Annotated in this window: 23 protein-coding genes; 11 read left to right on the top strand and 12 right to left on the bottom strand. The window is 60.8% G+C overall.

Going from position 1 to position 22,309, the window contains the following annotated elements:
• Positions 1 to 143 precede the first annotated feature (143 nt).
• The 7 genes from ACWF8S_RS10240 to tldD are packed head-to-tail and all read left to right on the top strand — an operon-like array spanning position 144 to position 10,085.
• Positions 144 to 1,181, top strand: a complete 1,038-nt coding sequence (locus ACWF8S_RS10240; RefSeq protein WP_018915723.1) for a rod shape-determining protein — start codon at positions 144 to 146, stop codon at positions 1,179 to 1,181.
• Between the two features lie 24 nt (positions 1,182 to 1,205).
• Entirely contained in the window at positions 1,206 to 2,153 is a 948-nt protein-coding gene (gene mreC / locus ACWF8S_RS10235) for a rod shape-determining protein MreC (protein WP_447553217.1), read from the top strand.
• Entirely contained in the window at positions 2,146 to 2,634 is a 489-nt protein-coding gene (mreD, locus tag ACWF8S_RS10230; protein WP_447553216.1) for a rod shape-determining protein MreD, read from the top strand. The genes mreC and mreD overlap by 8 nt, the downstream gene beginning before the upstream one ends.
• A gap of 30 nt (positions 2,635 to 2,664) precedes the next feature.
• The gene (locus ACWF8S_RS10225; protein ID WP_447553215.1) at positions 2,665 to 3,279 is read left to right on the top strand and encodes a Maf family protein; all 615 of its coding nucleotides are present in this window, start codon (positions 2,665 to 2,667) and stop codon (positions 3,277 to 3,279) included.
• Between the two features lie 52 nt (positions 3,280 to 3,331).
• Positions 3,332 to 4,795: a ribonuclease G gene (rng, locus tag ACWF8S_RS10220; protein WP_447553214.1), complete on the top strand. Its 1,464-nt coding sequence runs from the start codon at positions 3,332 to 3,334 to the stop codon at positions 4,793 to 4,795.
• A complete protein-coding gene (locus ACWF8S_RS10215) occupies positions 4,795 to 8,634 on the top strand; it encodes a YhdP family phospholipid transporter (RefSeq protein ID WP_447553213.1) in 3,840 nt (1,279 codons plus the stop codon). The genes rng and ACWF8S_RS10215 overlap by 1 nt, the downstream gene beginning before the upstream one ends.
• On the top strand, positions 8,634 to 10,085 hold the full coding sequence (tldD, locus tag ACWF8S_RS10210) for a metalloprotease TldD (RefSeq protein ID WP_447553212.1): 1,452 nt from the start codon (positions 8,634 to 8,636) through the stop codon (positions 10,083 to 10,085). Before ACWF8S_RS10215 ends, tldD begins: the two co-directional genes overlap by 1 nt.
• A 9-nt stretch (positions 10,086 to 10,094) precedes the next feature.
• Here the strand turns inward: tldD and yjgA are convergent, their stop codons facing one another.
• Entirely contained in the window at positions 10,095 to 10,625 is a 531-nt protein-coding gene (yjgA, locus tag ACWF8S_RS10205; protein ID WP_447553211.1) for a ribosome biogenesis factor YjgA, read from the bottom strand.
• Positions 10,626 to 10,719: 94 nt separating this feature from the next.
• On the opposite strand from yjgA, the gene pmbA reads away from it, so the two are divergent.
• Positions 10,720 to 12,060 (top strand): metalloprotease PmbA, encoded by a 1,341-nt coding sequence (pmbA, locus tag ACWF8S_RS10200; RefSeq protein WP_447553210.1) that lies wholly within the window; start codon positions 10,720 to 10,722, stop codon positions 12,058 to 12,060.
• A 99-nt stretch (positions 12,061 to 12,159) separates the two neighbouring features.
• Here pmbA and ACWF8S_RS10195 read toward each other — a convergent pair whose 3' ends face one another.
• The 11 genes from ACWF8S_RS10195 to ACWF8S_RS10145 all read right to left on the bottom strand — a co-directional run bounded on the left by ACWF8S_RS10195 (position 12,160) and on the right by ACWF8S_RS10145 (position 19,959).
• On the bottom strand, positions 12,160 to 12,699 hold the full coding sequence (locus tag ACWF8S_RS10195; protein ID WP_447553209.1) for a hypothetical protein: 540 nt from the start codon (positions 12,697 to 12,699) through the stop codon (positions 12,160 to 12,162).
• 43 nt (positions 12,700 to 12,742) lie between these two features.
• A complete protein-coding gene (locus tag ACWF8S_RS10190; RefSeq protein ID WP_447553208.1) occupies positions 12,743 to 13,012 on the bottom strand; it encodes an HPr family phosphocarrier protein in 270 nt (89 codons plus the stop codon).
• Positions 13,013 to 13,139: 127 nt separating this feature from the next.
• A complete protein-coding gene (gene rapZ, locus ACWF8S_RS10185) occupies positions 13,140 to 14,027 on the bottom strand; it encodes an RNase adapter RapZ (RefSeq protein ID WP_447553207.1) in 888 nt (295 codons plus the stop codon).
• Positions 14,028 to 14,138: 111 nt separating this feature from the next.
• Positions 14,139 to 14,618 (bottom strand): PTS sugar transporter subunit IIA, encoded by a 480-nt coding sequence (locus ACWF8S_RS10180; RefSeq protein ID WP_447553206.1) that lies wholly within the window; start codon positions 14,616 to 14,618, stop codon positions 14,139 to 14,141.
• Between the two features lie 4 nt (positions 14,619 to 14,622).
• On the bottom strand, positions 14,623 to 14,931 hold the full coding sequence (hpf, locus tag ACWF8S_RS10175; RefSeq protein WP_447553205.1) for a ribosome hibernation-promoting factor, HPF/YfiA family: 309 nt from the start codon (positions 14,929 to 14,931) through the stop codon (positions 14,623 to 14,625).
• Between the two features lie 80 nt (positions 14,932 to 15,011).
• Positions 15,012 to 16,424 (bottom strand): RNA polymerase factor sigma-54, encoded by a 1,413-nt coding sequence (locus ACWF8S_RS10170; protein WP_447553204.1) that lies wholly within the window; start codon positions 16,422 to 16,424, stop codon positions 15,012 to 15,014.
• Positions 16,425 to 16,548: 124 nt separating this feature from the next.
• On the bottom strand, positions 16,549 to 17,274 hold the full coding sequence (gene lptB, locus ACWF8S_RS10165; RefSeq protein ID WP_447556580.1) for an LPS export ABC transporter ATP-binding protein: 726 nt from the start codon (positions 17,272 to 17,274) through the stop codon (positions 16,549 to 16,551).
• A gap of 31 nt (positions 17,275 to 17,305) precedes the next feature.
• Positions 17,306 to 17,797, bottom strand: a complete 492-nt coding sequence (gene lptA / locus ACWF8S_RS10160; RefSeq protein ID WP_447553203.1) for a lipopolysaccharide transport periplasmic protein LptA — start codon at positions 17,795 to 17,797, stop codon at positions 17,306 to 17,308.
• An 8-nt stretch (positions 17,798 to 17,805) separates the two neighbouring features.
• Positions 17,806 to 18,378 carry an LPS export ABC transporter periplasmic protein LptC gene (lptC, locus tag ACWF8S_RS10155; protein WP_447553202.1) on the bottom strand — a complete coding sequence of 191 codons (573 nt, stop codon included), beginning with the start codon at positions 18,376 to 18,378 and terminating at the stop codon, positions 17,806 to 17,808.
• A gap of 24 nt (positions 18,379 to 18,402) precedes the next feature.
• On the bottom strand, positions 18,403 to 18,933 hold the full coding sequence (locus ACWF8S_RS10150) for a KdsC family phosphatase (RefSeq protein ID WP_447553201.1): 531 nt from the start codon (positions 18,931 to 18,933) through the stop codon (positions 18,403 to 18,405).
• A gap of 39 nt (positions 18,934 to 18,972) precedes the next feature.
• Positions 18,973 to 19,959 carry a KpsF/GutQ family sugar-phosphate isomerase gene (locus tag ACWF8S_RS10145; protein ID WP_447553200.1) on the bottom strand — a complete coding sequence of 329 codons (987 nt, stop codon included), beginning with the start codon at positions 19,957 to 19,959 and terminating at the stop codon, positions 18,973 to 18,975.
• A 240-nt stretch (positions 19,960 to 20,199) separates the two neighbouring features.
• Here ACWF8S_RS10145 and ACWF8S_RS10140 point away from each other — a divergent pair, with 240 nt between their 5' ends.
• The 3 genes from ACWF8S_RS10140 to mlaD are packed head-to-tail and all read left to right on the top strand — an operon-like array spanning position 20,200 to position 22,302.
• On the top strand, positions 20,200 to 21,018 hold the full coding sequence (locus tag ACWF8S_RS10140; RefSeq protein WP_447553199.1) for an ABC transporter ATP-binding protein: 819 nt from the start codon (positions 20,200 to 20,202) through the stop codon (positions 21,016 to 21,018).
• Between the two features lie 2 nt (positions 21,019 to 21,020).
• Positions 21,021 to 21,821, top strand: coding sequence for a lipid asymmetry maintenance ABC transporter permease subunit MlaE (mlaE, locus tag ACWF8S_RS10135; protein ID WP_447553198.1), 801 nt, complete (start codon positions 21,021 to 21,023; stop codon positions 21,819 to 21,821).
• Positions 21,822 to 21,837: 16 nt separating this feature from the next.
• A complete protein-coding gene (mlaD, locus tag ACWF8S_RS10130) occupies positions 21,838 to 22,302 on the top strand; it encodes an outer membrane lipid asymmetry maintenance protein MlaD (RefSeq protein ID WP_447553197.1) in 465 nt (154 codons plus the stop codon).
• Positions 22,303 to 22,309: the final 7 nt, after the last annotated feature.

Below are 22,309 nucleotides of genomic sequence, written 5' to 3'. Positions count from 1 at the left end.
TAAAGACGTGGTAAATAGCCGCAAAAGGTACCACACAATGGCCGCAACGGGCAGGGGAGCGACTCGTGCTTGCTGCCGGCGGGTTGCGGTGATACCGTTTGCATCCGCACAGGGTTCCCGGTCTGCACTAGGTAACAACATCCATGTTCAAACGTTTGAGGGGGCTGTTTTCCAGCGATTTATCGATCGATCTGGGTACGGCCAACACACTGATTTATGTACGCGGTCGCGGTATCGTCCTTGACGAGCCGTCCGTCGTCGCCATTCGCCAATCGGGCAATATGCGCAGCGTTGCCTCCGTCGGGGCTGACGCCAAACGCATGCTTGGCCGTACGCCCGGCAACATCACGGCGATTCGCCCGATGAAAGACGGGGTGATTGCCGATTTTACCGTTACCGAGCAGATGCTCCAGCACTTCATTCGTAAGGTGCATCAAAGCACCTTCTTGACGCCAAGCCCACGGGTACTGGTGTGTGTGCCGTGCATGTCGACTCAGGTCGAGCGTCGCGCCATTCGTGAATCCGCCGAGGGCGCAGGGGCGCGGGAAGTCTTCTTGATCGAAGAGCCCATGGCCGCCGCCATCGGCGCAGGCTTGCCCGTCGAGGAAGCGCAAGGCTCGATGGTCGTGGATATCGGCGGGGGTACCACCGAGATCGCGATCATTTCGCTCAACGGTGTGGTCTACTCCGAATCCATCCGCGTGGGCGGTGACCGTTTTGATGAGGCGATCACCGCGTACGTGCGCCGCCACTACGGCAGCTTGATAGGCGAGGCCACCGCCGAGCGTATCAAGGAAGAGATCGGCTGCGCTTATCCCGGCGGCGAACTGCGCGAGATCGACGTGCGCGGCCGCAATCTGGCCGAAGGCATTCCCCGAAGCTTCACGCTCAATTCCCACGAGATTCTCGAAGCGCTGCAGGAAACGCTGGGCTCCATCGTGGCCGCGGTGAAAAGCGCGCTGGAGCAGTCGCCGCCCGAGCTTGCCTCGGACATCGCCGAGCGCGGCCTGGTGCTGACCGGTGGCGGGGCGCTGTTGCGTGACCTGGACAAGCTGATCGCCGAGGAAACGGGGCTTCCCGTGATCGTGGCCGAAGACCCGCTGACCTGCGTTGCGCGTGGCGGCGGTAAAGCGCTTGAGATGATCGATCAGCATACCTTCGAGCTGCTTTCAAGCGACTGATTCTAGCGGTTTACTGCGGGGGGATTGCCTATTAAACCGCTATTTTCGCATGGCCCCTTGCCGGGCTATCGACTCTTCTTTTGCGTGCTGGCGGCAAGTGCCTTGATGTTTGTCGACCAGCGCTTTACTCGCATGGAAGATGTCCGCGCTCATATGACCATGGTGGTGGCCCCGATTCAATGGATCGTCAGTCTGCCAAGCGATCTTCTCAACTGGGGCTCGCTGGTATTGTCCGACCAGCAGGCGCTGGTGGATGAGAACCGGCGGCTGCGCGAGCAGATCCTGACCCTTTCCCATCGCGGGCAGCGTCTGGCCAACCTGACCGCCGAAAACGCTCAGCTACGCGAGCTGCTTGACGCCGCCAAACGCACCGACATTCCGTTCATGTCGGCAGAGCTTCTATCGCTGGATAACGACCCCTTTAGCCATCAAATGGTGGTGGACCGCGGGCACCGTAACGGCGCCTACGTGGGCCAGCCGGTCATCGATGCCTTCGGCTTGGTGGGCCAGGTGACGGCGGTATCGGCTTACTCGAGCCGGGTGCTGCTGCTGGCGGATGCCAGCCACGCTCTGCCGGTTCAGGTCAACCGCAACGGGCTTCGCTTCATCGTTCAGGGCAGCGGGCGCTACGACAGCCTGAGCGTTCTGCACGTACCCGATACCGCCGATATTCGCGAAGGCGATCTGCTGACCACCTCGGGATTGGCCGGGCGTTTTCCGCCGGGTTACCCGGTCGCCCGGGTGACCGAGGTCTATCACGACCCCGGCCAGCCCTTTGCCCGGGTAAGCGCCGAACCGTCCGCTCAGCTCACACGCTCGCGCCATTTCCTCCTGCTCTTCCCGCCGCCTTTCGAAGAGGAAGACACTACGTTGTGGGATAGCTCCATGTCGGTCTCGAGTGATGCCATCAACGCCTCGGAGCGTCTTGGCGAAGTGGGCCCGGCTCCGCTCATGGAGGTGCCCAATGGCTAGAGCGCCGGTTATTCCGCTCGTCGTGGTTTGGCTCAGCCTGATACTGGCTTTATGCCTTCAGGTAATGCCGCTGGCTGACGGCTGGCAGGTGTACCGACCCGAGTGGATTGGCCTGATGCTGGTTTACTGGTGCATGCGAGTGCCTGATCGGGTGGGTGTATTTCACGGTTTCGCCATCGGTTTGATGGTGGACTTGATTGATGGCAGTGTGCTTGGTCAGCATGCGCTGGTGTTCTCGCTGCTGGCGTTTCTAGCGGCGCTGGTCTATCCCCGGTTTCGCGCCTACTCGCTGGTTCAGCAGGCGGTGCTGGTGCTGGTGCTGCTGGGACTTGTGCAGCTGGTCGAGCAGTGGCTTCGGGTACTGACCGGCGAGTTCACCATTCACCTGTCCTTTCTGATATCGTCACTGATCAGCGGGTTGCTCTGGCCTTGGCTTGCGACCATGCTAAGTGCGTTGGAGCGCCGGGCGGCCGGCGGCTAGTGGCGAATGACACAGGATAAAGGCCCAGTAATGCCCCAGCAGCGCTCGTTTTCCACCACCCACGATGCCCCCGTACTCTGTCTGGCCTCCGCGTCGCCTCGGCGCAAGGCGCTTCTCGCCTCCATCGGGGTGAGCGTCGTGGTTCGGCCAAGCTATATCGATGAAACGCCCTATCCCGACGAACCTGCCCAGAGCTACGTCGAGCGCCTGGCACTTGCCAAGGCGCGGGCCAGCAAGCCGTATACCGACTTGCCGGTGCTGGGCTCCGACACCGCCGTGGTCCTGGACGGGCGACTGCTTGGCAAGCCGGCCAACGAGTTTGACGCCCACGCGATGTTGACAGCGCTTTCCGGGCGCACGCATCAGGTGGTTACCGGGGTGGCCGTGATCGGCCCTCATGGCACGCGCTCGTGTTGTGTCAGCACCTCGGTGCGCATGCGCAGGATTACAAACGATGAAATCGCCCGCTACTGGCGAACCGGCGAGCCCCGCGACAAGGCGGGGGGCTATGCCATTCAGGGGCTGGCCGCCGTCTTTGTCGAAGAGATACAAGGCAGTCATTCGGCGGTGGTGGGATTGCCTTTATTTGAAACGTCGCGCTTACTTTCAAGTCAGGGTGTGTCCGTTTGGTCGGCTCGCCTGTAAAGTAGCTTCAATACGGATTCTTTGAAGCAAGCGAGCCCATAAGGAAGAGTGCATGAGCGGTGAAGTCCTTATCAATTTAACCCCGATGGAGACCCGCGTGGCACTGGTCGAAAACGGGGTGCTGCAAGAGGCATTGATCGAGCGCTCACGCAGACGCGGCATCGTTGGCAATATCTACAAAGGCAAGGTGGTGCGGGTGCTGCCTGGTATGCAGGCTGCCTTTGTTGATATTGGCCTGGAGCGCGCTGCCTTCATTCACGCTCATGAGGTCATGCCCTCGCATACACCCAGTGAGGAGCAACTCACCATCGGCCAGCTCTTGCACGAAGGCCAGGCGCTGGTGGTACAGGTCACCAAGGACCCGATCGGCACCAAGGGGGCGCGACTGACCACGCATCTGTCGATTCCCTCGCGCTATCTGGTCTACATGCCGGACTCGCCCAATCACGGCGTATCCCAGCGTATCGAGGACGAGAGCGAGCGCGAGCGTTTGAAAAGCCTGCTGGACAGGAGCATCGACGCACAAACCCTGGAGATCACCGGCGGCTTCATCGTGCGTACCGCCGCTGAAGGGGTGGGTGAAGAAGAGCTTGAAAGCGACATGTACTTTCTGCTGCGTATCTGGCGCAAGGTCAGCGAGCGCAAGATAAGTGCCGCGCCGCCCAGCGTCATCTACGACGATCTGCCGCTTTTCATGCGTACCCTGCGCGATGTGATGCGTGACGATATCGAAAAGGTGCGCATCGACTCCCGGGAGAATTTCGTCAAGCTTGTCGAGTTTGCCGAAGAGTTCATGCCCTACGCCGTGGATCGTATCGAGTACTATCCCGGCGAGCGGCCCATCTTCGATCTCTACAGCGTCGAGGATGAGATCCAGAAAGCACTCGGGCGCAAGGTGCAGCTCAAGTCCGGCGGGTATCTGGTGATCGATCCCACCGAGGCGATGACCACCATCGACGTCAATACCGGCGGGTACGTAGGTCATCGCAACCTGGAAGAGACCATCTTCAAGACCAATCTGGAGGCGGCCACCGCCATCGCCCGCCAACTGAGGCTTCGAAATCTTGGCGGTATCATCATCATCGATTTCATCGATATGGTGGATGTCGAGCACCAGCGCCAGGTACTGCGCGTACTGGAAAAGGCGCTGGAGCGCGACCATGCCAAGACCAAGTGTACTGGTGTGACCGAGCTTGGCCTGGTTCAACTGACTCGCAAGCGTACCCGTGAAAGCCTGGAGCAGACGCTGTGCGAAGCGTGTCCCACCTGTGGCGGCCGCGGTACGCTGAAGACTCCGGAAACCATCTGTTACGAGATCTTTCGCGAAATACTGCGTGAGGAGCGAGCCTACAGCGCCGACACCTACCGGGTTCTGGCATCCCAGCCCGTGGTGGATCGACTGCTGGACGAAGAGTCGGCGGCGGTCGCCGATCTTGAAACGTTTATCAATAAGACCATACGCTTTCAGGTCGAGCAGCACTATTCCCAAGAACAGTACGACATTGTGCTGATGTAATGACGCCACCGGCTTTACTTCTACGCTGGACGCTGACTGCGTTCGCCTGGCTCCTGGGCCTGATCGCCGTGCTGTTGCTGGTTGTCAGGCTGCTCTTCAGCCAGGCCGGCAACCTGATCGCGCCTATCGAGTCGTTTCTGGAGGCGCGTATCGGCGCGCCGGTCACCCTCGAACACCTGGCCATTTCTCTGGAGCGCAACGATATCGTCCTGCGCCTGGAAGGACTCAGCGCCCAGACGGACGATGCACCGCTGATGTCGCTGGATAGTGTCTATCTGCGTCTGAACTCCTGGGCGTCCCTCAAGGAGCGTGCGCCGATATTCAGCGACGCGCATCTCTCAGGTATCGATTTCCATCTTTATCAGAAAGATGAAACAACCTGGGGCTGGCCCGACCCCGCCACGTTCCCACTCCTTCTTGAATCGGAACCCGAAGTCGATCTGGACAGGATCGACCGGTGGACCGAGATCATTCTCAAGCAGCGTCTTTGGGTCCAGGACACGTATGTCACGCTGCACGGACTCGAAGAGTCGCTGACCCTGAATGCCCCTCGGCTGCTGCTGGGGGGTAACCGCGAGTTTGCCCGCTTCGAGGGCGCGGTGAATATCCTGAAGGCGAGCACGATGGAACCGATCAGCGCTCAGCCGGCGCTGATCCTTCAAGCCGAGATGCAACCCGGCCCCCAAGGCCCCAGCGATTTCACGGCCGCGGTGCAGCTTGAGCTGCAGCTGGATCATCTGGTAGCGCTGGGGGATGTCTTTCGCGCCGAGCACATGCCGCATATCGAGCAGGCTGGCGGCTCGGTACGCCTTTGGGGCGAATGGTTCCATGGCCAGTTGAACCAGGTGCGCGCCGGTGTCGGTATCCCCCAGCTGATACTTCGCCAGCAAGAGCAGTATGCCGTCTTGCGCGATATCGAGGCCAATGGACAGTGGGAGCGCGAAGACGAGGGGGGCGAAGCGTGGCTGAGCGCCAACGCCAATAGCGTCGAATGGGCACAGCCTGAGAACGTGAGCGAAGGCCCGGCGTTGCCGCGCCATTGGTACTTTTCCCACCAGCCGGGCCGATGGGAGCTGCGTACCAGCCCCTTTGAGCTGGCGTCACTCACCGCGTGGCGCGAGTATGCCTTCTTGCCGGAATCGGTCACCCGAGTGCTTCAAACGCTCTCGCCCAGCGGCCAGGTGCAGGGGCTTCGTCTTGGCCAGAGCGACGGGCGTTGGGGCGTGGACGCCGCACTCACCAACGTGACCGTTCAGCCCTGGCAGCAGGCGCCGGGGGGCGGGCCGCTGGATGCCTGGGTGCAGGCGCGAGACCTGCGCGGGCGCGTCACGTTCAATAGCGCAGGCCCAAGCCAGCTCTACTTTCCCAGGGTGTTTGAAGCACCCATGCAGCTTCGCCACGCCGAAGGACTCGTGGAGTGGGTGTACGATGGTCCTCGGACCATGGTCAGCGGGCGCAATCTGGATATCGACTGGGATGGCGCCCGGGTCAACGGCGGTTTTGGTCTGGTTACAGGTGAGCGGCGCGGCCAGTTCGGCCTGAACATCGATTTTGCCGATGTGGACGCCATCAACTACCCGCTTTCCCAGTGGCTGCCGGTCAAGACCCTGGGCGAGGGCGTCCGGGAGTGGCTCTTGAAAGACGTGGGTGGCTATGTGCCGAGCGGCTCGCTGCGCCTGGGGCTGCCTATCGGGGGTAACCGTGAGGAGAACCCCGCCACTATCAATCTGGCGCTGGATATCGAGCGCGGCTACCTGCCCATCGCCGACGACTGGCCCTTGATCGAGGAGGTCGATGGACGCATGACCTGGCAAGACGGGGTACTCAATGCCGAAGTGCATCACGCGAATAGTCGGGGTATCGAAGCGTTCGAGGGTGAAGTCGTCATGGAGGATGAATTGCTCAATATCGCCGGTCGGCTCTCGAGCGACGGCGATTCGCTGATCGACTTCATTCAAGCGATTCCCGATATCGATACGTCGGTACTCGATAAGGTACAGGCAAGCGGGCAGGTCGATGGCGAAATCCTGGCAGCGCTGGATCTGGGCAATCCCGAGGCGCTGGAACTGGAAATCAATGCCCAACCTGTTTTCTCGCAGGTAAGTTACACGCCGTTTACGCAGGCACCCTTGACCGATGTGAACGGGAACGTCACCTGGCAGCAGCGTGGCTCGCGTTTTGCGCTTTTGGGCCACGCCCAAGGCCAGCTTTTAAACGGCCCCATTGCCGCCGACTTCAACGTGCCTGACGAGGGGATCTCGTTGAGCGGCGAGCTGGATACCGCGTCGATCTTCGCGCTTGCCGAGGTCGAGTCCGAATACGCCCGGGCGCTTTTGAACGGGCGCGCCGACTGGCGCGGCCTTGTGCGGCTCGAGCCTACACCTTATGTGCGTTTTCAAAGCGACTTCACCGGCGTGGAAAGCGCGCTTCCCGCCCCGTTCGACAAGGCGCGCGGCGAGCCCTGGCCCTTCGCGTTCGAGGCCGATATCGAGCAAAATTATGTCGAAACCCGGTTGAGTGACGTCTTCCATGCGCGGCTACTGCTGGAGGACGCCGTTCGCGGGGCCGTTGCCATTGGCGGGGCGGCACCCTTGCCAGACGGCGAATTGCCCTCTGACCTGAGTATCGAGGCGCATATCGAAAGACTCGATATTCTGGACTGGCAACAGGCGCTGGCCCCGCTGAGCGGGAGTAGCGCCTCGGCGCCCAGCGACGTGCCCTATGTGCAAACGCCGGTATCACTGATGTTCGACACCCCGTGCTTGAGCTTTGACGGCGAGTGCCTGGGCGAGCTCAGCCTCTCGGCCCAACTGGCGGGCCAGGCGTTGAACGCCCAGGTGGGGGGCGATATCGTTTCCGGACGGGTCGCCTACCAGCCCGATGTCGCGCGGCCTCTGGATATCGCCATTGCCAGGTTCGATGTCGATAGGCTCGCAGGGATCTCCTTTGAAGAGGAAGATGATGAGACGTCGCCGCCGAATTCCTGGATGGATGCAGTACAGACCACGCATAGCGAACCTTTCAGAGCGCCGGACTGGCTGGGCGATGTCCCCGATGGCCGCTTGCGGTTGGCCGACATCACGTTGCAGGGTAGTCGTATCGGGCCCTTGACTGCCTATTGGCAAACCGAAGATCGACGTTTTGTACTTTCCCCGGTCGGATTGACCCTTGGCCAGCTCTCTTTAAGCGGCGACCTGCTTTGGCAGGATCAGCAAACCCGGGCGGACATGGTGATGCGTGGCGCTGACCTGGGATCTGCACTCGAACAGCTCAATCAACCGGTGGCGATTCGCAGCCGTTTGGCCAGTGCCAACGCGCGTCTGGCCTGGCCCGGCGCGCCCTGGCAACTCGACCTGGCTCGGGCCACCGGTGGTATCGATGCCGATATTCGCGACGGCCGGTTCATGTCCATGGATTCTACTTCCGCGAAGCTCGTGGGGCTCTTGAATCTGGATAATATCCTGAGGCGCCTGCGGCTGGATTTTAGCGACATGACCGGTCAAGGTACCGCTTTCGATCGCGTTCACGGCAGCGCCGATGTAGCCGGTGGACGATTGGCGCTGCGCGGACCCTTGCAAATCGAGGCGCCCGCCGCCACGGTAAGGCTGACAGGCACGGTGGATCTTCTACAGCGTGAACTTGATCAACGCTTAGGCGTCATACTGCCGGTTAGCCAGACACTGCCCCTGGCCGCCATTGCCGCAGGGGCGCCGGTGGTAGGCGGCGCACTGTTCGTCGCCGACCGGTTATTTGGCGAGTCGCTGAACCGGGCAACGACTTTACACTTTCGCGTGCAAGGTCCATGGACCTCGCCGCGGGTTACCTTGGAAGGCCCTTAATGACCCCACAAACGAGCGATTTAGACACCGCTGTCTCCATCTTGTTGACGCCCAGCGGCCTGGATATCGACGCCCTCGATACCGGTCTTGGCTATGCGCTGGGCGCTGGCATCGACTATGCGGATCTCTACTTTCAGCGCACCTGGCAAGAGGGCTGGGTGCTGGAGGATGGTCGGGTAAAGGAGGCCAGCTACAACATTGACGGCGGCGTGGGCGTGCGCTCGCTGGCCGGTGAAAAGACCGGCTTTGCCTACTCCAACCAGATCAGCGCCAATGCCTTGATGGATACCGGACGAACCGCCGCAGGCATCGTGCAAAGCGGCAAGCGCCTGCCAGGACAGGCGGTGAATATCGTCAGTGCCGATCACCGCTACGCAGGAATCGATCCGCTGGCCGGGCTCAGTGCCGAAGAGAAGGTCGCCATGCTGACCGAAGCCGACCAGGTGGCGCGGGCAGCAGACCCCAGCATCAGCCAGGTGAGCGCCTCGCTTTCCGGTACCTATGAGGTCGTGCTGGTACGCGGCAGCGACGGTACCCTGGCGGCCGATATTCGGCCTCTGGTGCGCTTCAATGTCAGTGTGATTGCCGCCAAAGATGGCCGGCGGGAGCGCGGCGGTGCCGGCGGCGGAGGGCGTTACTCCATGGCCACGCTAAAGGCCCAGGGGGCAGCGAGCCGTTACGCCAAAGAAGCAGTGCGCCAGGCCCTGGTCAATCTCGAGGCCGTGGACGCCCCGGCCGGCCAGATGCCGGTGGTGCTGGGCGCGGGCTGGCCGGGGATTCTGCTTCATGAAGCGGTGGGCCACGGGCTGGAAGGCGACTTCAACCGCAAGGGCAGCTCGGCGTTCTCCGGACGCATGGGCCAACGCGTGGCCGCCAAGGGCGTGACCATCGTGGACGATGCTACGATCCAGGATGGCCGGGGCTCCTTGAGCGTCGACGATGAAGGTACGCCGGGCCAGAACACGCCGTTGATCGAGGATGGCATCCTTACCGGCTACATGCAGGACAAGCTCAACGCCCGGCTGATGAATATGGCGCCCACCGGCAACGCCCGGCGCGAATCCTTTGCCCACATGCCCATGCCGCGCATGACCAATACCGTGATGCTGGCAGGTCAGGATGAGCCGGAAGATATCATCAAGAGCGTCAAGCGCGGCATTTACGCCGTGAGCTTCGGCGGTGGACAGGTGGACATCACCTCGGGCAAGTTCGTGTTTTCGGCAAGCGAGGCGTACCTCATCGAAGACGGCAAGCTGACCACGCCGGTCAAAGGGGCTACGCTGATCGGCAATGGCCCGGAAGCGATGGGGCGGGTATCGATGATCGGCCATGACATGGCGATGGATACCGGCGTCGGCGTTTGTGGCAAGGAGGGCCAGGGCGTGCCTGTCGGCGTGGGCCAGCCCACCTTGAAACTCGACGAGCTGACGGTAGGCGGCACGCAGTCATAAACCAGTGGCTTACAGTTCGAGTGTTTCGCGCAGGTGCTTGAACAGCTTGCGGGCGCTGGCTGGTGGCTTGCCCTGTTCGCGCTCCTTGCGCGCGTTGCGAACCAGCTGGCGCACCACTTGGCGATCAGCACCCGGGTGCTCGGCCAGGAAGGCGTCCACCGCCGGGTCGCCTTCGTTCACCAGACGATCGCGCCATTTTTCGAGACGGTGAAACGCATGGTCGCGCTGCTCCTTTTCCTGTTCGATGGCGTCGAAGACGGCCTGGATCGCGACCAGGTCCTCTTTACGAATCAGCTTGCCGACGTATTGCATATGCCGACGGCGCCCTTCATGGGAGCGAATTCGTGCAGTTTCATCGATGGCGGCGAGCATGTCGTCCGACAACGGAAAGCGCGCGCGCTCAGCGGGCTTCATGGCAATCAGCGTTTCACCCAGGGCCTGAAGTTCGTGCATTTCCCGCTTGAGCTGGGACTTGCTGGGGCGCTGCTGGTCATCGAGCTGCTCATCGAACTCGGTAGGGGCGGGACGTTGTTTGGGCATACCGGAACTCACTAAATAGATTTGTCGCCAGCTAGTATACCAGCTGCGACCACTACATTGATCCGCCGGCGATACAGGCGATAAGGAGACGATGATGGCACAGGCATTTGATGCAGCCGCCCAGGAGAAAGAGCTGGCCGCGCGTGCGCAGGAAGCTCTGGAACTGGCCAGAAAGCTTGGCGCCGATGAGGCAGAGGTGGGTGCCAGCGTCGACCAGGGGTTGGGGGTCAGCGTACGTCTGGGCGACGTTGAAACCGTCGAACTCTCCCGGGATCAGGGCATTGCGGTCACCCTTTACGTAGGCAAGCGCAAAGGAAGCGCCTCGTCGAGTGATGCAAGCTCGGCCTCGATCAAGGCGGCGGTGGAAAAAGCGCTGGCGATAGCCCAGTACACCGGTGAAGACCCCGCGGCGGGCCTGGCGGATGCCTCGCTCATGGCAACCGATTTCCCGGATCTTGACGTTCACCACCCCTGGGCGCTGACCACCGAACGCGCCATTGAGCTGGCCCTTGAGTGCGAGCAGGCCGGACGCGAGGTGACGGGTATTCATCAGTCGGAAGGTGCATCGCTTTCCAGTGGTGAAGGCGTGCGGGTCTACGCCAACAGCCACGGCTTTCTGGGAACTCAAAAGGGCAGCAGCCACTCGTTTTCGTGCATGCTGATTGCCCAGGACGCACAGGGCATGCAGCGTGACTACGACTACACCGCCGCCCGCGACCCGAAAGCGCTTCGCGACCCGAAAAGTGTCGGCCGCGAGGCGGCCCGGCGTACCCTGCGTCGTCTGGGTGCGCGGCGCCCGCCCACCGGTACTTTTCCCGTGCTGTTCGATCCCTCTCTGGCCTGCGGGTTGATCGGCCACTTGATGGGAGCGCTGGCCGGTGGGGCGCTCTACCGCGAGGCGTCTTTTCTGTGTGATACGCTCGGTGAGCCGCTCTTTCCTGAATGGTTCAGCCTTGAAGAGCGACCCAGGGAAGTCGGTGCCATGGCAAGCTCGCCCTTTGACGGTGAAGGCGTACAGACACGCCACAACCGGTTTATCGAAGATGGCCGCATTGCAAGCTACATGCTCTCTTCCTACAGCGCTCGGCGCCTGGGCATGAGCACGACCGGCAACGCCGGCGGGGCGCGCAATATTCGCCTGCAAGCTCCGCTTGTAGAGGTCGATGCGCTGTTGAAGCAAATGGGGCGAGGCGTTCTGGTGACCGAGCTGATGGGGCAGGGCGTGAATGGCGTGACCGGCGACTATTCCCGCGGGGCAGCAGGGTTCTGGGTGGAAAACGGCGAAATTCAGTACCCGGTGGAGGAGTTCACCATTGCCGGCAACCTCAAGGACATGTTCGGTGGCCTGAGCGCGCTGGGCGACGATATCGATACGCGCGGCAGCATACATACGGGCAGCTGGCTCATCGATGCGATGACCGTTGCAGGCAGCTAAGCCCGGCTTCCAGCGTCTTTCCCAACGTTCGACAAGACAAGAGCCCGCGATTCTGTCGCGGGCTTTCTGGTGGGCAGGTTCTGGTTCAAAAGGCGGGGTTCAGTGCTTCGAACGGTAGTTCTCGTCAAGGCCCAGCCGCTCGAGAAGCCGGGTGAACAAGAAGGCCTCGTCGCCCTGGAGTGAGCGGCTCAGGCAGTCCAGATACTCGCGGCGCGGGTAGCGCCACCAGCGCGGCACCTTGTAGGCATCGAGGTCGATGGCAAACAGGCGGCCGTCGCGGACCAGAAAGTTCCCGGTGTGCAGGCCGCGGCAGTGGATGCCATCGCGGTCAAAGGCCACCAGGGCGTCTAGATACTGTTCCTGCAGATCCTGAGAGTCGAGAATCAACTGCTTGAGCGGTACGCCGTGAATATTCTCTGTGATCAGCCGATAGGCGCGAGCCTGAGTGATCGTCGGCGTTGCGATGCCGAGCGCCTCCAGGCGGGAGGCGACGAGCGCGAAGTTGAGCCCGGGGTAAGGGCGGATGCGCAGAAGATAGCGGAGTCGGTCGAAGGCCTTGGGCTGGAACGTCTTGACGAACTGATCGCGTTCGGGATCAAAATGAACCCGGGAGTACTTGCCGGTCTGGATAAGCTGCATGGTGTGCTCGGTAGAAAGGGATGGCGCCGTCGATGGTCGAGGGTCAGACTTCTTCATCGAAGCGGGCCTCGAAGAGGGCCTCCAGCGCCTTGAGCGCCGCTTCGGCGTCGCTTCCGATGGCTTCGACGGTCAGCGCCGTGCCGCAGGGCGCAGCCAGCATGAGAAGTGACATGATGTTGGCGGCGTCAGCCTTCTGGGTCTTTTTGTAGACGTATACCCGAGACTCGAACCGCTGTGCGCAGGTAACGAGCTTGGTGGCGGCGCGCGCGTGAAGGCCGCGCTGATTGGTCAAAGTCAAAATTCTTTCTGGCACCCTGGTTCCTTTTCGCCGAGCGGTGTCGTGGAGTGAGTGTGTCAACAAACCGTGCGCTTGACACTAGAAGCGGTAGTCGTTGCCCAAGGGCATTGTTCAACCAGAGGTAGCTGTCGTCAAACGGCGCTCATGGGCTGGGGGAGTCGTTCACGCTGTAGTGAAGCCCCAGCTCGCGATGGCGAACCTGTACACTTGAGCGCTTGGCCAGCATCTTCTGCGCCAGACGCTCGACCATGTATACCGAACGGTGTTGACCGCCGGTGCAGCCGATGGCAATGGTCATGTAGCTTCGCTGGCTGCTCTGGTACGCCGGCAGCCACTTTTCCAGCCAGGCCAGAATATCCTCGCCCATTTCCCCGACGACCGGATAGGTCTCCAGAAAGCCGACGATCTTTGCATCCCGCCCGGTGTAGGGGCGAAGCGTCGGGTCCCAGTAGGGATTGGGCAGGCACCGGATGTCGAACACGATATCCGCATCCAGCGGCACGCCGCGTTTATAGCCGAACGATTCCAGCGTCAGCGTCAGCTGGTCCTGATGCTGGTGGGCCAGTTGATCGGTGATTCGCCGGCGAAGGTCGTGAACGGTAAGCCTGGAGGTGTCGATCATCAAGTCGGCCAGATCGCGAATACCAAAAAGCGTCTCTTCTTCCTTGGCAATCGCCTCTTCCAGCGTCATGTCACTATCGCGCGTAAGCGGATGACGCCTTCGCGTGGCCGAGTAGCGTTCCAGCAGAATGCGTGCATCGGTGGTGAGATAAATCACCTGAACATGCGTGGCACCGGTTTTTATATCGTGGAGCAGAGTGGGGAAGCGTTCAAGCGCCGTCGGCAGGTTACGCGCATCGATACTCACGGCAAGGTGGGTTCGCTCACCTTGTTGTCTGAGCTCATCCACCAGAGAACCCAGAAGCATCGCCGGCAGGTTGTCGATGGCATAGTAGCCCAGATCCTCCAGCGCCTGAAGGGCAATGGATTTTCCCGACCCGGAGCGGCCGCTGATGATCACCAGTTGCATAGGGTTTCTCTTCGGTCAGTGGGCTTGGGACAGCAGGGCCTGGGGTTCAAGCCTGGCTCATTGAAGCTTCCATCATCGAGACCTCGGGCATCAAGATCTCGATCATGAGATCTACCGGTCCTGGCTACCTGCCTGCTCGCGAATCCTGGCGGTCACCAGTTCAAGAAGCTCGCGCTGGCTTTCGCACTTGCGAAACTGCTGGCGCGTGGTGGCATCGTTCATGATCGTGGCGACCTGGCCCAGCAGGGCAAGATGGGTATCATCCGCCTGTTCGGGTACCAGCAGCACGAAAACCAGATCCACTGGATCACCGTCGATGGCGTCAAAGTCGACGGGCTCGGCCAGTTTTAAAAAGCCTGCGATCGGCGCGCTGCAATGAGGGCTTCGGGCATGAGGAATGGCCACGCCGTTACCGATGCCGGTACTGCCCAGACGTTCACGGCCAATCAGACGGCTGAAGACTTCCTGGCTATCCAGGCTGGGGGTGTTCTGAGCGATGAAAGTGCTGAAGAACTCCAGCACGCGCTTTTTGCTGCCCCCGGGGACGTCGAACAGCACGCGCTCCGGGGGGAGTATGGTTTCCAACGTCATTGATTTAACGCACACCAGCGCCTTGGGCGCGAGCTTGTGCTTTTTCCTTGTGTTTTACCAGTTGGCGATCAACCTTGTCTGCCAGCGCATCGATGGCGGCATACATATCGTTGTCCTGAGCTTCCGCGTGCAAATCGGCGCCGGCAGCGTGTAGCGTGCAGGCGGCCTGCTGGCGCTCCTTTTCAATAGATAAGGTCACTTGAACGGTAGTGATATTGTCGTAGTGGCGCTCAATACGTTCCAGTTTCTCGTTGACGTAGTCACGCAAGGCGTCAGTCAGCTCTAGGTGATGACCTGTGATATTTACTTGCATTGACATGCTCCTTATCTAGGACTGTTCTTCGATTGTAACCCTTTTTCCGCCATTGCAAAGCCCCGGCGGCAAGTTTCCTGTTAACGCAAACGCCGCCGCTCGCTGGAGGAGGGAATCCCCATGGCTTCGCGGTATTTGGCAACCGTACGGCGGGCCACACTGATCCCGCCTTCTTCCAGCAAGGAGACCAGACGGCTGTCGGAAAGCGGCTTGCCCGGGGTCTCTTCCTGAATGAGCTTCTTGAGTCGGGCGCGAATCGCCGTGCTCGAGTGGCTGTCGCCGCCGTGCTGGCTGCTCACCTGGCTCGAGAAGAAGTACTTGAGTTCGAAGACGCCCCGGGGAGTATGAATGTACTTTTGGGTAGTTACCCGTGAGATCGTCGATTCGTGCATGTCCACGGCCTCGGCGATATCGGCCAGAATCAACGGCTTCATGGCTTCTTCGCCTTGTTCCAGAAAGCCGATCTGGCGGGCGATGATCTCGCGACCAACGCGCAGCAGCGTATCGTTGCGGCTCGACAGGCTCTTGATGAGCCAGCGCGCCTCTTGAAGGTGCTCTTTCAGAAACTGGTTGTCCTGGCTTTTGTCGGCCCGCTTGATGAGGCTTGCATAATCCGGCTGAACGCGTAGCCGGGGCAGGGCTTCGGGGTTGAGTTCAAGGTGCCAGCCTTCGTTGTCGTGGCGCACCACCAGATCCGGGGTGATGTAGCTGTCATTGGTCGTGCCAAATGCGCTGCCGGGGCGCGGGTCGAGGCTTCGGATCAGGCGGATGACGTCGTCAAGCTGCTCGTCGTCAAGGCTCAGGCGGCGCTTGAGAAGCCGCATGTCATCCTTGCCCAGGGCTTCAAGAAACTGGCGGATCAGGCGCTTGGCGGGTACCAGTAGCGGGGTATCCTCGGACAGCGAGGCAAGTTGAAGCATCAGGCACTCGCGCAGATCCCGGGCGAAGACGCCGGTAGGTTCGAACTGCTGCAGGCGCAGCAGGGTGTTCTCCACTTCCCGCTGACTCAAGCCCTCAAGCCCCTGAGCCTTGAGGCCTTCGCGAATGTCGTTGAGTGGCTGGGTCAAGTAGCCGTTGGCGTCGAGCGCGTCGATCAGACTCTCGGCGATGGCATACTCGCGAGGGGTGGTATCGGTCATGGCCAGTTGCCAAAGCAGGTGACCATGCAGGCTCTGTCCGGCCGCCTGACGCTCGAAGTCCGGCCCCTCGGTGCTACCGCTGCCGGCCATGTCCTGGTAGGTGTCGGACCACTCGCTGTCGGTGGACAGCTCGCTGGGGATGCTCTCTTCCCACTCGTTTTCCGGGGTTTCGGTGACGGTTTCTTCCCCGAACTCGTCTTCTTGCTCCAGAAGCGGATTGGAATCGAGCGCCTGCTGGATTTCTTGACGTAGATCCAGGGTGGAAAGCTGCAGCAGGGCGATTGCCTGCTGCAGCTGGGGTGTCATGGTCAGTTGCGTACCGATACGCAGCTGTAAAGAGGCTTTCATGACCATTGAAGAACCACTCGTTACTCGTAAAGCTCCACCCTAGTGCGAGTTGGAGTCCGGCGCAAGTGCAAAAAGTATGCCAGTAAACGGAACTTTATGAATGGCACTGGTTTAGGTTCGAAAATCTGCTTCAAAGCCGGAAATCCGCGCCCAGGTAGACCTCCCGAACCTTCTGGTTATTCAATATGGCGTCGGCATCGCCACTGGCGATGATATGCCCATCGCCCACGATATAGGCGATATCGCAGATGTCCAGGGTTTCACGAACGTTGTGATCGGTAATCAGAACGCCGATATGCCGCGCTTTGAGCGCCAGAATGATCGACTTGATTTCGCCTACCGAGATCGGGTCGACCCCGGCAAAGGGTTCGTCCAGAAGAATGAAGGCGGGGTCGGTGGCCAGCGACCGGGCAATCTCCACCCGCCGGCGTTCACCGCCGGAAAGACTCATTCCCAGGTTGTCGCGAATGTGAGTGATGTGAAAATCTTCCAGCAGCTTTTCAAGCCGCTCTTGCCGGGCGGGGCGATCAAGATCCTTGCGGGTCTCCAGAATGGCCATGATGTTGTCGGCCACCGAGAGCTTGCGGAATATGGATGCTTCCTGGGGAAGATAGCCGATCCCTGCCGAGGCTCTTTCATGCATGGGTGCACGGGTCAGATCAAGCTCATTGATACCCACCGAACCCGCATCGGCCTTGACCAGCCCCACTATCATGTAAAACGAGGTGGTCTTGCCCGCGCCATTGGGGCCCAGCAGACCGACAACGCTGCCCTGGGCGATTTCCAGGTTGATATCCTTCACCACCCGACGGCGCTTGTAACTTTTGGCCAGGTGACGGGCATGAAGCGTTTTCACCGCGCTTTGCGTACTCGACACGTTCATCTTCCTATTGGGCGGGCTGGAGGGTCATGCGTATACGCTGGTTTGCGCTGCCGCTGACGTCCGAGCGCGCCTGGACGACTTCACGGTCAATGAAATACTCGAGCCGGCCGCCGCGAAAGCGATCCTGTCGCTGGGTCAGCTCCGCCTGATCAATAAGCTCTACACGGCGCTCGCTTACGTGATAGATGATGCGCCGCGCCCAGCCTTCCATGGGGGTCGCTTCGTTTTCCAGCTGATTGCGCAGGTAGGCGCGCTCGCCGGTAGCTGTCGCCTGGGAAAGCTCGCCGGCGTCGTTTCGTTGAATCTCCACACGATCGCCGCGAAGCTGCATTTCACCTTGGCGGATATCGACGTTACCGGTATAGATCGCAGTACCTGCACGCTGATCAAGGTCGAGCCGGTCGGCTTCCACTTCGACAGGGGCCTGGCTCGTCTGGGCGGCGGCCGTCAAGGGCATGGTCAGTACCAGCAGCGCGGTGCGAAAAAATGGGGGCATAACAACTCCTAAGGCGTTGAGCTGGCAGGGGGGTGAGTGCCGCGTACGTTATCGGTCAGCCGCACCTGACTTTCATCAAGCCACACGTCCATGCGGTTGGCGCTCATTTGTTGAGGCGGCTGCTGTAAGAGCGCAGGCGCCTGGGTGTAGGCATGGCGGGCCAGGCCATCGTAGTGTAGCCGCTCGGTATCGAGCTGCCAGCCCTCGTCCGGGGCGAACAACCTGGCCGACCCTATCAGGGTAAGCGCCTGGCGATCAGCCTGAAGGATGCCATGGTCGGCGCTGGCGAGCCATTGGCGCTGCTCGGCGTCATACAGGGTGGCTCTGGGATCGTCGGCCTCGGTCAGTGCGCGCTGAGGCGTATGCACCAGATGCGGCGTGACAAGCGACTGTTCGATGGTGCCGCTTTCTCCGAAAAGAGTAAGCTCGGCGTCATTCAGCACGTGACCGGGCTCCTGGGCCTGGACGTCAGGGTCGATCTCGCCGATATCGGGACCGCGTGGGTCGAGCCAGACCAGCATGAACCCCAGAGCGACGACCAGCGCCGGCAGCCAAATGCGCTTTTTTATCCGTTTCGCCATTGCATGTGCCTTTCGTGTTCGCCTTTAAAGGTACGTATCCATGACCGCGTCCCAGTGTCCCTGGGCGAGCAACAGCGTATCGCAGATTTCCCGGACTGCGCCGTGGCCGCCCAGCGCATCGGTAATCCAGCCGGCATGGGTGTGCATGTAGTCCGGGGCATTGGGGACGGTAATCCCCACGCCGGCGCGCTTGATCGAGGCCAGATCGGGCAGATCGTCACCGCAGTAGGCGACCTGCTCAAGATCGAGGCTTAACTGCTTGCAAAGCGCTTTCAGCGTGGCGAGCTTGTCTTCCACGCCCTGGTAGACGTGGGTGATGCCCAGCGCCGCTGCCCGCTGACTTACCATGGGGGAATCACGCCCGGTTATCAGCGCTACATGAAAGCCCGCGCGCTTCAAAAGCTTGAGGCCATGACCATCCTGGGTATGAAATGCCTTGATCTCGATACCGTCGGCCTGAAAGTAGAGGCGCCCATCGGTAAGTACACCATCAACATCGATGGCAAGTAGACGTACATTGCGAATCCGGTCATGTAGAGCATCAGGTAGGGCCATGGGGTCTCCGTCTGGCTGGCTTGGGGTTTAAAGCGTAGGTCAAATCACACCGCTCGAGAGTAAGTCGTGCATATGCAAGGCGCCGATCGGGCGTTCGTGCTCATCTACTACCGCCAGGGCGGTAATGCGACTATCTTCCATGATGCGAACTGCCTCGGCGGCGAGCACATCGGGGCGAATCCGCTTGCCTGGCCGGGTCATCACCGTATCGACATTGACCGTGCGCAAATCGTGGTGTTCATCGAGGGTGCGGCGCAGGTCACCATCGGTATACACTCCGGCCAGGCGTCCTTGGCTATCCACCACGCAGGTGAACCCGAGTCCCTGGCGGGTGATTTCCAAAAGCGCATCGCGCAAAAGGCTGCCGGAGGGCACTTGCGGCAGGCGCTCACCGCTGTGCATCAGGTCTTTCACACGCAGCAGCAGCCGTTTGCCCAGACTCCCCCCCGGGTGCGAGAGCGCGAAGTCCTCGGCGGTGAAGCCGCGCGCTTCCAGAAGCGCAACCGCCAGTGCATCGCCCAGGGCCAGGGCCGCGGTGGTCGAACTGGTGGGGGCAAGATCCAGTGGGCAGGCTTCTTTGGCAACGCCGCTGTTCAAGTGGGCGTCGGCGTGGGCGCCAAGGGTCGAGTGCGGCTTGCCGGTCATGCTGATCAAGGGTACGCCCAGCCGTTTCAGAAGCGGCAAGAGTGCCGTGACCTCGGCGGTTTCGCCGGAATTGGAAAGGGCGAGCACTACATCCGCCCGGGTGATCATGCCCAGGTCGCCGTGGCTGGCCTCGCCCGGGTGAACGAAAAAGGCCGGAGTGCCGGTGCTGGCAAGGGTTGCGGCCAGTTTGCCGGCGATATGGCCGGATTTGCCCATGCCGGTCACGACCACGCGCCCTTGGCAGGCCAGAATCAGCGCGCAGGCGTGATCGAAGCCTTCATCCAGTTTTTCCTGAAGCTCACCAATGGCAGCCTGCTCGATTTGCAGTGTACGCAGGGCGCTTTCGCGTAAAACGCTGGGAGAGGCGGGGGGCGCTGGCATAAAGGCCTCACTGAAGATGTTGTAAAGCGTCCAAGAATAGCATTTTGAACCTCGCATTAGGTATGTCGATTTTGGCTGATGCTTTATAAGCGCTCACTTAGCAATGGGTAGCGTTATGAGGGGATGTTCGTTAATATTTCGAAAACACTGTTTTTAAATAGTTGGCCCTGAACGGGCAAATCCGTGCTTGTGCGTTGGCAATGAATGCATGAGTACACCATGAGGAGGGTTTAACTGCCCATGACACAAATCCCCTTCATCGAAATCGAAGACCTTCACTTCTCCCGGGGAGAGCACGACATCTTTCGCGGCGTCAACATGCGTATTCCCCGCGGACAGGTGACCGCTATCATGGGGCCCAGCGGCACGGGCAAGACCACGCTCTTGAAACTCATCGGCGGCCAGCTTGCCCCGGACCGCGGTCGCGTATTGATCGATGGTCAGGATGTTCACAAACTTTCCCGCAAGGCACTTTTCTCATTGCGCAAGCGGATGGGCATGCTGTTTCAGAGCGGGGCGCTGTTTTCCGACTTGAACGTCTTCGAGAACGTGGCGTTTCCGCTGCGTGTCCATACCGATCTACCCGATGCCATGGTGCGTGACCTGGTGCTCTTGAAGCTGCAGGCGGTGGGGCTGCGTGGGGCACGGGAGCTGAGTCCTGCCGAGCTTTCTGGCGGCATGGCCCGGCGTGTGGCGCTGGCACGCGCCATCGCGCTGGACCCGGAACTGGTCCTGTACGATGAGCCCTTCGTCGGTCAGGACCCCATCTCCATGGGCGTGCTCGTGCAATTGATCAAGCGCTTGAGTGAAGCGTTGCGGCTGACGTCGGTCGTGGTTTCCCACGATATCAAGGAGACCTTGAGCATCGCCGACTATCTTTACCTGATTGCCGATGGCCAGGTGGTGGCCCACGGCACCCCCGAGACGCTGGATACCAACCAGGACCCGCGGGTGAGTCAGTTTGTCCACGGCGAGCCCGACGGGCCTGTACCGTTTCATTACCCGGCGGCTGATTTCTATCGCGATATGCTGGGTCAGGCCGTGCCGAAAAGGACGTAACAATGCAGTCACTATTCAAGCGAAGCGGTGCTCATATTACCCGGCTGGGGCGTAAAGGGTGCGATACGGTGGAGGCCGTTGGCCGAGCCGGTGTCTTTCTTGCCCAGTCAAGCGTCGGCATTCCTTCCAGAGAGGGCTTGTCGCTCTGGCTGGTGCAAATGCACTTTGTCGGCGTGCTCTCCATTGCCATCGTGCTGGTCTCGGGGCTTTTTATCGGCATGGTACTGGCGCTTCAGGGCTATACTATCCTGGTGGATTTCGGCGCCGAGCAGGCGCTTGGTCAGATGGTGGCGCTGTCGCTTTTGCGCGAGCTGGCCCCGGTGGTGGCGGCGCTCTTGTTCGCCGGTCGGGCGGGGTCGGCGTTGACCGCTGAAATCGGCTTGATGAAAGCCACCGAGCAGCTGACCAGCATGGAAATGATTGGCGTGGATCCGCTCAAGCGTGTCGTGGCGCCAAGGCTCTGGGCGGGGTTCGTGGCGCTGCCGATTCTGACCGTGGGTTTTAGCGTGGTGGGTATCTGGGGCGGCCATCTGGTCGGGGTCGAATGGCTGGGGGTTTTCGAGGGCTCCTATTGGGGCAACATGCAGGCAAGCGTTGCGTTTGTCAGCGACGTGGGCAATGGCATGATCAAGAGTCTGGTGTTTGCCGTGGTGGTCACCTGGATTGCAGTGTTTCAAGGCTATGATCTGGTGCCCACTTCCGAGGGGATCTCCCGCGCCACGACCCGTACCGTTGTTTATTCGTCCCTGGCGGTGTTAGGGCTTGATTTTGTACTTACCGCCGTGATGTTCGGCGGCCTTTGATAGGTGGAGCAGGTTCATGAAACGCAGTAAAACCATGGAGTTTGGCGTTGGCCTATTTATGCTGGCCGGCATAATCGGGCTTGTCTTCCTCGGGCTTCGCGTCAGCGGGCTGTCGCTGTCAGCGCCGACACAGACGTTTCAACTGGAAGCCAACTTTTCCAATATCGGCGGCCTGAAGCCTCGTGCGCGCGTCACGATGGCGGGTGTCACCGTTGGCCGGGTGGAATCTATCGACCTGGATACCGACTGGTACGATGCGCGCGTGGTGCTGCGTCTGGACAATGACCTGGAGGGCCAGCTCTCCCAGGACACCACGGCCGCGATTCTGACCGCCGGTCTTCTGGGTGAGCAGTATATAGGGCTCACCGTCGGCGGCGTGCCGGAAACGCTGGCAGATGGCGACGTCATTCGTGACACCCAGTCGGCGCTGGTGCTGGAAGAACTAATTCAGCAATTTGTATCAAATATGGTTAGCAGCTAAACCTGTA

It is taken from the genome of Vreelandella xerophytica (assembly GCF_968048975.1).
The sequence above is the reverse complement of the archived record's forward strand: the minus strand, read 5'-3'. Positions and strand labels throughout refer to the sequence as shown.

Coding starts and splice junctions, on each gene's coding strand:
- ACWF8S_RS10240 (WP_018915723.1), top strand. CDS start 144: ATGTTCAAACGTTTGAGGGGGCTGTTTTCCAGCGATTTATCGATCGAT.
- mreD (WP_447553216.1), top strand. CDS start 2,146: ATGGCTAGAGCGCCGGTTATTCCGCTCGTCGTGGTTTGGCTCAGCCTG.
- ACWF8S_RS10225 (WP_447553215.1), top strand. CDS start 2,665: ATGCCCCAGCAGCGCTCGTTTTCCACCACCCACGATGCCCCCGTACTC.
- rng (WP_447553214.1), top strand. CDS start 3,332: ATGAGCGGTGAAGTCCTTATCAATTTAACCCCGATGGAGACCCGCGTG.
- ACWF8S_RS10215 (WP_447553213.1), top strand. CDS start 4,795: ATGACGCCACCGGCTTTACTTCTACGCTGGACGCTGACTGCGTTCGCC.
- tldD (WP_447553212.1), top strand. CDS start 8,634: ATGACCCCACAAACGAGCGATTTAGACACCGCTGTCTCCATCTTGTTG.
- yjgA (WP_447553211.1), bottom strand. CDS start 10,625: ATGCCCAAACAACGTCCCGCCCCTACCGAGTTCGATGAGCAGCTCGAT.
- pmbA (WP_447553210.1), top strand. CDS start 10,720: ATGGCACAGGCATTTGATGCAGCCGCCCAGGAGAAAGAGCTGGCCGCG.
- ACWF8S_RS10195 (WP_447553209.1), bottom strand. CDS start 12,699: ATGCAGCTTATCCAGACCGGCAAGTACTCCCGGGTTCATTTTGATCCC.
- rapZ (WP_447553207.1), bottom strand. CDS start 14,027: ATGCAACTGGTGATCATCAGCGGCCGCTCCGGGTCGGGAAAATCCATT.
- ACWF8S_RS10180 (WP_447553206.1), bottom strand. CDS start 14,618: ATGACGTTGGAAACCATACTCCCCCCGGAGCGCGTGCTGTTCGACGTC.
- hpf (WP_447553205.1), bottom strand. CDS start 14,931: ATGCAAGTAAATATCACAGGTCATCACCTAGAGCTGACTGACGCCTTG.
- ACWF8S_RS10170 (WP_447553204.1), bottom strand. CDS start 16,424: ATGGTCATGAAAGCCTCTTTACAGCTGCGTATCGGTACGCAACTGACC.
- lptA (WP_447553203.1), bottom strand. CDS start 17,797: ATGCCCCCATTTTTTCGCACCGCGCTGCTGGTACTGACCATGCCCTTG.
- lptC (WP_447553202.1), bottom strand. CDS start 18,378: ATGGCGAAACGGATAAAAAAGCGCATTTGGCTGCCGGCGCTGGTCGTC.
- ACWF8S_RS10150 (WP_447553201.1), bottom strand. CDS start 18,933: ATGGCCCTACCTGATGCTCTACATGACCGGATTCGCAATGTACGTCTA.
- ACWF8S_RS10145 (WP_447553200.1), bottom strand. CDS start 19,959: ATGCCAGCGCCCCCCGCCTCTCCCAGCGTTTTACGCGAAAGCGCCCTG.
- ACWF8S_RS10140 (WP_447553199.1), top strand. CDS start 20,200: ATGACACAAATCCCCTTCATCGAAATCGAAGACCTTCACTTCTCCCGG.
- mlaE (WP_447553198.1), top strand. CDS start 21,021: ATGCAGTCACTATTCAAGCGAAGCGGTGCTCATATTACCCGGCTGGGG.
- mlaD (WP_447553197.1), top strand. CDS start 21,838: ATGAAACGCAGTAAAACCATGGAGTTTGGCGTTGGCCTATTTATGCTG.